At 69.3% G+C, this 11,931-nt stretch carries 11 protein-coding genes; 5 read left to right on the top strand and 6 right to left on the bottom strand.

The features are described from left to right. Positions 1-115: 115 nt before the first annotated feature. On the bottom strand, positions 116-778 hold the full coding sequence (locus PGN14_RS04215; RefSeq protein WP_335298184.1) for a DUF1826 domain-containing protein: 663 nt from the start codon (positions 776-778) through the stop codon (positions 116-118). A 170-nt stretch (positions 779-948) separates the two neighbouring features. Here PGN14_RS04215 and PGN14_RS04210 point away from each other — a divergent pair, with 170 nt between their 5' ends. Beyond that, on the top strand, positions 949-1,956 hold the full coding sequence (locus PGN14_RS04210; RefSeq protein ID WP_335298183.1) for a zinc-dependent alcohol dehydrogenase family protein: 1,008 nt from the start codon (positions 949-951) through the stop codon (positions 1,954-1,956). A gap of 183 nt (positions 1,957-2,139) precedes the next feature. On the opposite strand, the gene PGN14_RS04205 is transcribed toward PGN14_RS04210, so the two are convergent. Then, positions 2,140-2,529: a response regulator gene (locus tag PGN14_RS04205; RefSeq protein ID WP_335298182.1), complete on the bottom strand. Its 390-nt coding sequence runs from the start codon at positions 2,527-2,529 to the stop codon at positions 2,140-2,142. A gap of 22 nt (positions 2,530-2,551) precedes the next feature. Continuing rightward, positions 2,552-4,510: a PAS domain-containing sensor histidine kinase gene (locus tag PGN14_RS04200; RefSeq protein WP_335298181.1), complete on the bottom strand. Its 1,959-nt coding sequence runs from the start codon at positions 4,508-4,510 to the stop codon at positions 2,552-2,554. Positions 4,511-4,685: 175 nt separating this feature from the next. On the opposite strand from PGN14_RS04200, the gene PGN14_RS04195 reads away from it, so the two are divergent. The 3 genes from PGN14_RS04195 to PGN14_RS04185 are packed head-to-tail and all read left to right on the top strand — an operon-like array spanning position 4,686 to position 7,786. After that, entirely contained in the window at positions 4,686-6,953 is a 2,268-nt protein-coding gene (locus PGN14_RS04195; RefSeq protein WP_335298180.1) for a PAS domain-containing sensor histidine kinase, read from the top strand. Beyond that, the gene (locus PGN14_RS04190) at positions 6,946-7,359 is read left to right on the top strand and encodes a response regulator (RefSeq protein WP_335298179.1); all 414 of its coding nucleotides are present in this window, start codon (positions 6,946-6,948) and stop codon (positions 7,357-7,359) included. The genes PGN14_RS04195 and PGN14_RS04190 overlap by 8 nt, the downstream gene beginning before the upstream one ends. Before the next feature lie 31 nt (positions 7,360-7,390). Continuing rightward, on the top strand, positions 7,391-7,786 hold the full coding sequence (locus PGN14_RS04185; RefSeq protein ID WP_335298178.1) for a response regulator: 396 nt from the start codon (positions 7,391-7,393) through the stop codon (positions 7,784-7,786). 27 nt (positions 7,787-7,813) lie between these two features. On the opposite strand, the gene PGN14_RS04180 is transcribed toward PGN14_RS04185, so the two are convergent. The 3 genes from PGN14_RS04180 to PGN14_RS04170 form a co-directional block, all read right to left on the bottom strand. Continuing rightward, complete coding sequence (locus tag PGN14_RS04180; protein WP_335298177.1) at positions 7,814-8,263, bottom strand: nuclear transport factor 2 family protein; 450 nt, start codon at positions 8,261-8,263, stop codon at positions 7,814-7,816. Continuing rightward, positions 8,260-9,507, bottom strand: a complete 1,248-nt coding sequence (locus PGN14_RS04175) for a cytochrome P450 (RefSeq protein WP_335298176.1) — start codon at positions 9,505-9,507, stop codon at positions 8,260-8,262. Before PGN14_RS04175 ends, PGN14_RS04180 begins: the two co-directional genes overlap by 4 nt. Before the next feature lie 66 nt (positions 9,508-9,573). Further along, positions 9,574-10,656, bottom strand: a complete 1,083-nt coding sequence (locus tag PGN14_RS04170; RefSeq protein ID WP_335298175.1) for an aminoglycoside phosphotransferase family protein — start codon at positions 10,654-10,656, stop codon at positions 9,574-9,576. A 174-nt stretch (positions 10,657-10,830) separates the two neighbouring features. On the opposite strand from PGN14_RS04170, the gene PGN14_RS04165 reads away from it, so the two are divergent. Beyond that, on the top strand, positions 10,831-11,796 hold the full coding sequence (locus PGN14_RS04165) for a LysR family transcriptional regulator (RefSeq protein WP_335298174.1): 966 nt from the start codon (positions 10,831-10,833) through the stop codon (positions 11,794-11,796). Positions 11,797-11,931 lie beyond the last annotated feature (135 nt).

Here is an 11,931-nt window from a genome sequence, read left to right as displayed (position 1 = left end):
GTCAAACCGATGCCCTGTCAACACTCACTCTCTCGCGTGTGAATGTTTTTCATCAGTCATGCGATGACGTTGCATGATCGGGCAATGCAGGAGGGGACCGCCGAGGGGCCGCGGGTCAGGCGTGCGCGATCGGCTCTGGCGGTGCGGGATCGATGACCAGCAACAGACGATGGTCGCCGCTGGCGGCGATCGGCGGCGAGCGATGCACGATCGGCGCGTCGGGCGCCCACAGCCGCCCCTTGAAAATCGCCGCGTCGCCGGTCGCGATGTGCCGAACCGCCAGCGCCGCCGGGTCCGCCCCGGCGGCGAGCCGCACCGCGTCCGCGTCGTCGAGCCATTGCGTACCCGGCCCGACATAGGTGCAGATCAGCCGCGCCTGGACGTAATCGGCATGGAAGCGGCGGCAGGCATCGGTCTCGACGACGTCGAGCCGGATTGCCACGCGCGTCACCGCCACCGCGGAGGCCAGCGGCTGGGCCAGCAGCGCGATGTCCGCCGCCAGCGCCTGCGCGTCGCGCGCCGCATAGCCGCACGCCGCCAGCGCCGGCGGCAGATCGGCGGCCAGATGCGCCACTTCCGCCTCGATCGCGACATCGTCGACCTCCTCCAGCATCGCGCGGTCGATCGCGGGATGCCGGCCGGGCCGTTGCCAGATCGCCAGGTTCACCCCCGCCACGGCGATGCCGTGCAACACGTCGAGGCGCCGGCCCTCCCGGACATGCCCGGCCATGGCAGGATGATCCTCCGGCGACGCACCCGCCCACTCGACCGGCGTCATGCGCAATCCCCGATGGTCAACGATCCGATACTCCAGTTATGTTACATTGTAACATCACCCGAGCCGCCGTGCCGAGTCCATTGTCGCCACCGCCAACCCCGTGGCAGGATGCGCGGGAGGATCGGCTGGCGGAGTTTGCCGTCGACCGCTTGCGAGAGGATGCCCGACCGATGCGCGCCATGACCGTTCGTACCCCCGCCACGCTCGACACGCTGACGCCGGTCGACCTGCCGGAGGCGCCGCCCCCCGCCGCGGGGGAGATCGCGGTGCGCCTGCACGCCAGCTCGCTCAACTTCCACGACTATCTGGTCGTCAACGGCACCATCCCGGTGGAGGACGGCCGCATCCCCATGTCGGACGGCGCGGGCGAGGTGATCGCGGTCGGCGACGGGGTGACGGAATTCGCGGCCGGCGACCGGGTGGTGTCGATCTTCCACACGCGCTGGCTGGCCGGCGCGCTGCCGGAGGCGAATTTCCGCCGCGTCCCCGGCGACGGGATCGACGGCTATGCGCGCGAGGTCGTCGTCACCCCGGCGGACTGGTTCACCCGCGCACCCCGGGGCTATTCGCATGCGGAGGCGGCGACGATCACCTGCGCCGGGGTCACCGCGTGGCGCGCGCTGGTGCCCGACGGCCCGACCATCGCCGGGCAGACCGTGCTGGTACAGGGCAGCGGCGGCGTCTCCGTGTTCGCGCTGCAATATGCCAAGGCGATGGGCGCACGCGTCATCGCCACCTCCTCCTCCGACGCGAAGCTGGAGCGGCTGACCGACTTGGGCGCCGACCATGTCATCAACTATCGCACCACCCCCGACTGGGGCCGCGTTGCCTATCAGATATGCGGCGGGGTCGACCATGTGGTGGAAATCGGCGGGCCGGGCACCCTGCCCCAGTCGATCGACGCGATCGGCATCGGCGGGCATATCGCGCTGATCGGCGTGCTGACCGGGGTGTCGGGGGAGATTCCCACCGCCAAGCTGATGGGCAAGCAGGGAAGATTGCAGGGCGTCAGCGTCGGATCGCGCCGCGACCAGATCGACCTGATCGCCGCGATCGACGCCAACGGGCTGCGCCCCGTGATCGACCGCAGCTTCGCGCTGGAGCAGCTGGCCGACGCCTTCCGCCATCAGGAGAGCGGCGCGCATTTCGGCAAGATCTGCATCGATATCGCGCGGTGACCGGATAGCGGGCCTCGACCTGTCGTTACCACCGGGGCTTCAGCGAGGGACCGTTGCAACGATGGCGGACGGTGCACGACTGCCTTGTGCTCCGGCGAAGGCCGGAGCCCAGGGTCCGCCAGGACAACGTCTGATCGGGCCGACAACCCTGGGCTCCTGCCTGCGCAGGAGCACGATGGGGACTTAGCCCGGCACATGCCCCGCCATCCGGCGCATCGCGGCGATCACCTCCGCGTGCCGGATCGGCTTGGCATAGAATTCCGACCGCACCGGCAGGTCGAGGTCCTCCGCGGCGAAGCTGGCCGCGGTCAGGACGATCTCGATCGGGGGCCAGCGGTTGCGGATCGCGGCGGCGATCTCGATCCCCTTCACGCCGCGCGGCATGTCGAGGTCCATATAGACGATGCGGATGTCGATGCGCCGTTCCAGGATCGCGATCGCATCGTCGACGCCCATCGCCTCGACCGCCTCGAACCCGGCGCGCTCGACCATGTCGATCGCGTCGATGCGCAGCACCGGCTCGTCCTCGACGATCAGCACCGGCAGGCGTGTTATCGGTTGTGACTGACCCATTATCCCGTCGTTCTCTAGCGCGTCAGGCCTGTTGCAGCTGATCCAGGGGAGCGCTCATCTCGACCGTCAGTCCTTCGCTAGCATAACGCTGCTTAACGTCTCCTGATCCGATCAGGCCCATGCGGATGATGCGGGAGCCGAACCCGCGTGCGGTGGGTTCGTGTGCCGCCGGGCCGCCCTGCTCCGCCCAGCGTATGTCGAGGCGGCCGTCGCGCACCGACCAGGTGAGCGCGACCTGCCCCTGCGCCGCGCCCAGCGCGCCATATTTCACCGCATTGGTCGCGAGTTCGTGGAGCAGGAGCGACAGCGACATCGCCGCGCGCGAGCTGATCCACAGGTCCGGCCCGTCGATCCGCAGGCGGTCGCCGGCGAAGCTGGCCAGCGCCGCGCGCGCGACCTCGTGCAGCATCGCGGCGGACCAGCTGCGCGTCAGCAGCACGTCGTGCGCCGACGACAGCGCCTTCAGCCGGCTGCCGAATTCCGCCACCGCGGCGTCGGATGCCTTGCCCGCCAGCGTCTGGATCGCGATCGCCTGCACCACGCTCAGCGTGTTCTTGATGCGATGCGACAGTTCGCCGTTGAGGATCTCCTGCTGCTCGACCGCGCGCAGCCGCTCCACCGCGGCGCGCAGCCGATAGGCGACGTCGCGGATGAAATGCAGTTCCCCCTCGCTCCAGCCACGCGGCTGCGCGCAGCAGACGAACAGCATCGCCACGAACGCGCCGCGCTCGATCACCGGCACGTTGACGAAGGCGCGCGCGCCGCGCGCCTCCAGCGCGACGGCATGGTCGCAGGTCCGCGCGTCGCGCCGGCAATCGTCGACGACGACGGTCGTGCCCGCCGCCAGATCGTCGACATAGCTGCCGAAGTCGCGGAAGCGGAACGTGCCGCGCAGCGACACGCCCCCGTCGCTGGTCCAGTCGCGCTCGACCGTGATGGTTTCGGCCACGCCATCGACATCGCCATAGCCCACCAGCTGCGCCTCCAGCGCGCGGCCCAGCGCCCCGCTGGCGGCGAGCGTCATGCCCTCGACCAATGTCTCGTCCTGTAGCCGGTCGGCGAGGTCGATGATCGCGGCCTGACGCCGCTCGCGCAGGACGCGCTCGGTCACCTCGGTGAAGATGATCGTGAAGCGATCCTCGCCCGCCTCCTGCACGACCCCGTCGTACCAGCGTCCCAGCACGCCCACCTGTCGCGTGAAGCGGACCGAGCCCCCCGTCTCCACGACCTGTGCGGCCTCGCGCACCCATTCCTCCTCGATCCCGGGGAAGACCTCGCGGATCGTGCGCCCGATCGCGCCGCCCCGCGCGATGCCGACCAGATCGTACCAGGCGTCGTTGACCGCATCATAGCGCCAGTCGACGATCCGCCCGGTGGCGTCGCGGACCACCTCGCCCAGGATGAAGCCTTCCTCCAGCGTCTCGAACACGCGGCGCCACTTCGCCTCGGCTCGGCTGAGAGCCCGCACCGCGGCGTCGCGCTCGCGCTCCGCCAGCACGCTGCCGGTCGTCTCCAGCGTGACGTTGAGGAGGCCCGCGACCGCGCCCGCCTCGTCGCGCACCGGCGAATAGGAGAAGCTCCACCAGGTTTCCTCGGGATAGCCGTTGCGCGTCATCTCCAGCGGCATGTTCTGGAACGTGGACGTCTCGCCGCGGAACGTCGCCGCGACCAGCGGGGCGATGTCCGCCCAGATGTCGGCCCAGACATGCTCGAAGCGCGCCCCGAACGCCGCCGGGTGCCGCTCGCCCAGCATCGGGGCGTAAGCGTCGTTGTAGAGGAAGGTGCGCTCCGCCCCCCAGGCCAGGCACATCGCATGGCCAGACGCCATCATCAGGTCGACGGCGGTGCGCAGGCTCTGCGGCCAGCCGTCGCGCGGCCCGAGCGGCGTCGCCGGCCAGTCGTGCGCGGCGAGCCGTTCCGCCATCGCGCGCGCGGCGCCGGCACTGGCATCCTGCCCGTCCACATTCGTCCTCTTTGTCATGATCTTAAGCGTAATGACCCGGATCGCGCGATACGTCCATAGCGGCCCTGACCGATCCGGGGGTGCGATGGCATCGATCTTCGTAACAAGGGTGAGAGACGCGGCGGCCCTATCGGCGTCATGATGGCGCATGGTTCGATCGCCTCCCCCATCGTGGCTGGCGCATGATACGCCCATGGCAGCGCGGATTCGTGCGCACGACTGGGCGGCGACGCCGCTGGGCGCGCTCGCGGACTGGCCCGCCGTCCTGCGCACCGCGACGGCGACGATGCTCGACCATCCGCTGCCGATGTCGTTGAGCTGGGGCGCGGACCTGCTGACGCTCTACAACGATGCCTATGAGCCGCTGCTGCGCGGCCGGTCGGACGAGCTGGGCCGGCGCTATTCCGCTGCGTGGTTCGACGGGAGCGACGCCATCGCGGCACAGGTCGACCGCGCATGGACGGGGCAGGCGGGCGTCTGCCAGGGCGTGCCCCTGCGCGCGCTGCCCGGCGGCGCGACCGCCGACGCCTGCTTCGACCTGGCGTTCAGTCCGCTGCGCGGCGACGACGGCGCGATCATGGGGGTGCTCGGCACCGCGTTCGAGACCACCGCGTTCGTCATGGCGGCGCGCGAGCGCAACATGACGCTGGCCGCGCTGCGCGATAGCGAGGCGCGGCTGGAGGCGGTGTTCGCCGCGCTGTCGGTCGGCGTGCATGTCGCCGACGAAAACGGGCGCACGATCCTGACCAATGCGGAGCTGACCCGCTTCCTGCCCAGCGGCGTGATCCCGTCGCGCGACGCCAACCGGCGCTGGCGCTGGCGCGCCTGGGACGCGGACGGAACACCGATCGCGCCGTCCGACTTTCCCGGCGCGCGTGCGCTGCGCGGCGACACCGTCGTCCCCGGGATCGAGATGCTGTACACCGACGATACGGGCCGCGAGGTCTGGACGGTGGTGTCGGCCACCCCGATCCGCGACGCGCAGGGTGCCGTCATCGGCCAGGTCGGCGTCGTCAGCGACATCGACGCACTGAAGCGGAGCGTGGAGGCGCTGCGCGTGGGCGAGGAACGGCTGCGCCAGTTCGGCGACGCCTCGCACGACATCCTGTGGATGCGCGATCCCGCGACGCTGCAATGGCAATATCTGACCCCGGCATTCGAGCGCATCTACGGCCTGACGCGCGAGGAGGCGGTGTCGGGGGACAATTATCGCAGCTGGCTCGACCTGATCGTCCCGGAGGACCGCGCACGGGCGAGCGACGCCATCCGCCGTGTCGCCGCGGGCGAGCACCGCACGTTCGACTATCGCATCCGCCGGCCGTCGGACGGCCAGATCCGCTGGCTGCGCGACACCGACTTCCCGATCCTCGATCCCACCGGGCGGGTGGTGATGATCGGCGGGATCGGTCAGGACGTCACCGCCGACCGTCTCGCCGAGGAACGCGTCACCCAGAGCGAGGAGCGGCTGCGCAGCGCGGTGGAGGTGGGGCAGCTCGGCCTGTGGGACTGGAACGTCGCGACCGGTGAATTGCACTGGTCGGACGAACATTTCCGCATGGAGGGGTATCGCGTCGACGAGGTGACGCCCAGCTACGAGACATGGGAAGCGCGCCTGCATCCGGACGATCGCGCGCGGACGGTCGCCGCGCTGCGCGATGCGATGGACCGGCATGAGGAATATGGCTGCGAGTTCCGCGTCGTCCATCCCGATGGTGCCGTCCGCTGGCTCGCCGGGCGCGGCCGTTTCTTCTACGACGAGGACGGGCAGCCGCTGCGCATGATCGGCGCGATGACCGACATGACGGACCGGCGGGAGTCGGAAGAACGGCAGAAGGTGCTGGTGGCCGAACTTCAGCATCGCACGCTGAACCTGATGGGGGTGGTCCGCTCGATGGCGGAAAAGACCGCGCGGCAGAGCGCCGATCTGGTCGACTTTCGCGCGCGCTTCCGCGACCGGCTGGAGGCCTTGTCGCGCGTGCAGAGCCTGCTCTCGCGGCTGCGCGAGCATGACCGGGTGACGTTCGACGAGCTGATCCGGACCGAATTGTCGGCGATGGACGGCAGCGCCGACCGCGTGACGCTCGACGGCCCCGATGGCGTGCGGCTGCGCTCCTCGACGGTCCAGACGCTGGCGATGGCGATCCACGAACTGGCCACCAATGCGATGAAATATGGCGCGCTGGGGCAGGCCGCAGGGCGGCTGGCGATCAGCTGGTCGCTCGACCCGCGCGAGCGCGACGGGCGGCGCTGGCTCGACATCGACTGGCGCGAGACCGGCGTGGCGATGCCGGCGGCGGGCGCGGCGCCGCTGGGCACCGGGCAGGGCCGCGAGCTGATCGAGCGCGCGCTACCCTATCAGCTCGGCGCCGTCACCTCCTACACGCTGGGGCACGACGGCGTGCATTGCACCATCTCCATCCCGGTATCGATCACCCCGCAGGCGACGAGCGACCATGGCTGACCCCTTGCTGCGCGAACGACACATCCTGATCGTCGAGGACGAATATCTGCTCGCCGACGAACTGCGGATGGAACTGGAAGAGGTCGGCGCGATCGTCGTGGGGCCGGCGGGGTCGGTGTCCGACGCGCTCGCGCTGATCGGCTCCGACGCGCCGATCGACGGCGCGATCCTCGACGTGAACCTGGGCGGGCAGCTGGCCTTCCCCGTCGCCGACCGGCTGGTGCGCCGCGGCGTGCCCACCGTGTTCACCACCGGCTATGACGAGGCCGCGATCCCGGATCGCTTCGCGGCGGTGGAACGATGCCGCAAGCCGGTGAACATCCGGCTCATCATGGGCACGATGCGGGTGCTGATCGATCGCGCACGACGCGGGGGACCTGATCTGCATCACGCGATCCCCTTGTGACAAGGTCGATGTGTCGCGGTACATCGTTGATATGTCACCATTCTCGGATGCGCTGCTCCTGATCGTCGAGGATCAACCGCTGCACGCCAAGCTGTTCGCGGAGATCGCCCGCGCCAACGGGATCAGGGCGGTGACGACCGGCAAGGGGCGCGAGGCGATGAACCTGCTCGCCACGCTGCAACCGGTGCTGGTCCTTATCGACATCTACCTGCCCGACGCCGACGGGCGCGAGATCATCGCGCTGATGCGCACCGACGATCGCACGCGGCAGATACCCGTCGTCGCGATCTCCGCGCTGCCGGACCACCAGACGGTGACCACCACGCTGAGGGCGGGCGCGGACAGCTTCCTGGCCAAGCCGGTGTCGCTGCGCGCGCTGTCGGACGAACTGCGCCGCCATGTGCCGACGGCGCGTCCCTCCGCATAGGATCGACCGACCGCCGGCGTCCCCGCGTCAGTCCTCACGTCCCAGCGCGCCGACGCGGTCGCCGGCCTCGCCGCCGATCGCGGCCCAGCCCGCGCCCGGCGCGCGGCCGGCGAGGAAGTCGATCGTCAGCGCGGTGTCGAACCCCTCCGCGACATGGCGGATGCCGCCCGCATCGGCGCGCACGAACAGCGTATAGTCATTCTCGTACCAGTCGTTCGCGAAATGCGACCAGGCGCGATAGGTGAAACGCACCGCGCTGGCCCCCTCGTCACCGGCCTCGTCCAGGATGGTGACGGTGCAGTCGGGGCGATGATGCTCGGTCCACACCTGCGTGTTGAACGCGCCGACCGCCTCCACCCCCTCCAGCCGCGGCACGCCGAGCGAGGCGGAGATCAGCCACACCACGTCGGGCGCATAGAGCGCGCGCATCGCGACCGGATCGCCGAACCGCTCGGCCAGGCGGCGCGCCGGCGTCATGCGCCGGTCGCGCGATAGCGGATCGGCAGGCTCTTCAGCCCCGAGACGAAGCTCGCCTCGACCCATTTGGGATCGCCCGCCAGTTGGAAATCGTCGATCCGGCGCAGCATCTCGGTATAGAGGATGCGGATCTCCAGCTTGGCGAGCGCATTGCCGAGGCAGGTGTGCGGGCCATAGCCGAAGGCGAGATGCTTGCGCGCATCGGGGCGATCGACGCGGAAGTCGAACGGCGCATCGAACGCGCTCTCGTCGCGATTGCCCGAGGGGTAGCACATCATCAGATTGTCGCCGGCGCGGATCTGCTTCCCGCCGACCTCGCAATCCTCCACCGCGGTGCGGAAGAAGTGCTTCACCGGCGTGGTCCAGCGGATGAACTCGTCCACCGCCTTGGCCGTAAGCGCAGGGTCCGCGCGCAGCTTCGCCATCTCCGCCGGATTCTGGATCAGCGCCAGCAGCCCGCCCGAGATGGAGGAGCTAGTGGTGTCGTGCCCCGCCGCCGCGACGATCAGGTAATAGGCATTGCGCTCCGCCTCGCCGATCGGCGCGCCGTCGATCGTGGCATTGGCCAGGATCGACGCGACGTCGTTGCGCGGATTGGCGCGGCGATCATCGGTGATCTTACTGAAATAGTCGTTGAACGCATTGAAGGCGTCGACCATCCCGGCCATTCCCTCCACGCCGCCGACCGCGCCGAACAGCTTCTGCGACAGATGCAGCATCAGCGGCTCATCCTCGCGCGGGACGCCCAGCACGATCATGATCGTGCGCAGCGGGAACCATGCCGCGATCTCGGCGGCGAAATCGCATTCGCCGCCCATGTCGATCATCTTGTCGACCGTCTCACGCGCCAGCGCGGTGATGTCGTCCTCCAGGCTCTTCAGGCTCTTGGCACCGAACCAGGCGGAGGTCAGGGCACGGAACGCCTTGTGCTTGGGATCGTCCATCGCGACCAGATTCTCGGCGAACTTGCGGCTGCCGGTCTGTTCGAACAGCAGGTCCTCGTCCTTCGCGGTCACCAGGAACTGGCGCGGGTCGTTGAGGAAGTTCTTTGCGTTGATCTCCACCGCCATGATGTCGGCGTGGCGCGTCACCGCCCAGAACGGGCGGTAATGTTCGGGCGTCGCGTAATGGACGGGATCGTTCGCGCGCAGCCAGCGGAAGGCGTCGTGATAGCTGTGCTCGTCACCATAGGTCTTCGGATCGACGATGACCTCGTCGATGTTGGTCGTCAGCGTCTGGTTCACGCTATTCTCCTCTCCGTGCGCGACGATGCGGGGCGGGCCGCCGACCGTCCAATCGGTATTGCGGGGTCATTCATCGATCGCGGCGATCGAATCCCAGTCGATCGCAGCCGCCAGGTTGCGCCGGATCAGCGCCAGCAGCAGCGCCTGCACCGCATCGGTCAGCGGCAGCAGCGCATAGGCGGCGGTCGTCGTCACCAGCCCGCTGAGCAACTGGACGCGATAGTCGCGCGTGATCTGCTCCGGCGGATAGCCATCGCCGAACACCGCGGCGTAGTGCGCCAGCAGGTCGCGTTCGTGCGCACGGCGATCCTCGACCGTGACGCTGCCCGACAGGAAATAGCCGACGTCGTGCATCGGGTTGCGCCATCCGGTCATCTGCCAGTCGATCAGCACCGCCTCGACCGTGCGGTCCTCGCGATCGAGGAACAGGATGTTGTCGACCCGCGGATCGCCATGGGTCAGCGTCGCGCGCGCCACCGGCAGCGTGTACCAGCGGTGCGCCGCGGCACCGATCGCCGCGACGGTCGCCATTTCCTGCGCGGTCAGCTGCACGCCTGCGTGTTCGCGGATCAGCGGCAGCGCGCGGTCGATCGCGTCCGACCAGTAATCCGCGGTCGCCGCCATGGTCATCGCCCAGTCGGGCGCGGCGGCAATCGGCATCGGGTAGAAGGTGCGGTGCAGCTTCGCCAGTTCGGTCACCACCGCGCGCGCATCGTCCGGGCCGCAGCCCGCGATCTGGTCACCGGCCCGGGTCGAGCGCGACAGGTCCTCCATGACAAGGTTGATATTGTCGTGCCCGCCCGCGACCCAGTGCAGCCGCGGGGTGCGGCACGACCCCGCGATGACCGGAAAGCTGCCGGTCTCGCGATAATAGGAACCGCTGCTGATGCCGTGCGCATGCGCCTGCTCGCCCGAACAGCGGAACTTGCACACCAGCGAGCGCGGTGCGCTGCCCGGATGGCGGTGGGTCAGGTCGACGCGCACCGTATCGCTGACGTTGCCCGCGCCGATCGGGGTGACCGCGAAACCGACGACATCGGCATCGGCATGGCCGGACTGGTGCAGCACCGCGGTCAGCCAGCCGGCATCGATCTGATCCAGGCGATCCAGCAGCCGCGGTCGTGTCGCGATATCCGCGATGGCGTTCATTCACCTCTCCCTCGCGCCGCTTTGCATCGGCGATATCGGGCAGCGTGCCATGGCGCGTGCGCGGCCACCAATCGGAACCCCGCCGCCATTGATCGGCGCGCGCAATGGACGGTGCGCGGCATTATGCTATCGTCCGTCGCACGGCGGATCATCGGCCGGGCGGGAGGGGAAGCCATGTTTCATCCGGAACTGCGCCTGTTGCGCAGCTTCGCCGCGATCGCCGCCGAGGGATCGGTGACGCGCGCGGCGGAACGGCTGAACCTGACGCAACCGACCGTGTCGGGCCAGCTGAAGGAGCTGGAACAGGCGATCGGCCAGCCGCTGTTCCATCGCACCACGCGCAGCATCACGCTGACCGCCTGCGGCACGCGGCTGCTGCCGCTGGTCGACACGCTGCTGGCGCAATCGGAGGTGCTGCGCCACGAGGTGGAGGCGATGCAGGTGGCCGGGCGCACGCAGTTCCGGCTGGGCGCGGCGATGTACACGATGGACATCCCGGAACGCATCGCGCTGCTCGACGCCTTTTCCGCCGACTATCCGCAGATCGACTTCTCGTTCGACAACCGGCTGCAGAGCGCGCAGATCCCCGACCTGCTCCACGACCGGCTCGACGTCTCGGTCCTGCTGGGCATCAGCGCGCCGTGGCAGGGGCCGGACGCGAGCGCGACGACGATCTACAACGAAACGCAATATCCGGAGGTGCTGGAGCGCGTCGTGCTGCGACGCCAGCCGATGGCGCTGCTGGTGCCGCGCGCGTCGCCGCTCGCCGCGCTCGACATCGTCCCGCGCGTCGCGCTGCATGGCGAGCGGATCGCGATGCTGAACCACGAGCATGGCAGCGCGGTGACCGATCCGATCGAGGCGTTCTTCGCCGGATGCGGTGCGGACGCAGTGATCCCGGCGGAGGGCAATGCGCTGGCGGTCGAGCGCTATGCCGACCGCCACGCGATGTGCGCGGTCGGGATCGGCTGGTTCCCGCTGCCCCCGGGACTGGTGTCGCGTCCGGTCGAGGGGATGGACTTCTTCCTCGACTTCGCGGTCGTGCTGGGCACCGGCGCCAACCGCGCAGCGCGCCAGTTCTTCGCCTTCGCGCAGCGCTGGCAGGCGGCACGCGCCGCCGGGGCCGCGTGCGCCGCCTGAGCGGCATTAAGTAACATCGTCGATCAATCCGGCGCGAACTTCGATTGGACTTCCCCACCCCCGACTTTCTAGCGGACGGCATCGGTGGAACGACGCCGACGGTGGAGAGAGGAACGACGATGACGGCCGAGCGCG

Source organism: Sphingomonas adhaesiva (genome assembly GCF_036946305.1).
Classification (GTDB): domain Bacteria; phylum Pseudomonadota; class Alphaproteobacteria; order Sphingomonadales; family Sphingomonadaceae; genus Sphingomonas; species Sphingomonas adhaesiva_B.
This window is presented reverse-complemented; position numbering and strand designations above follow the sequence as displayed.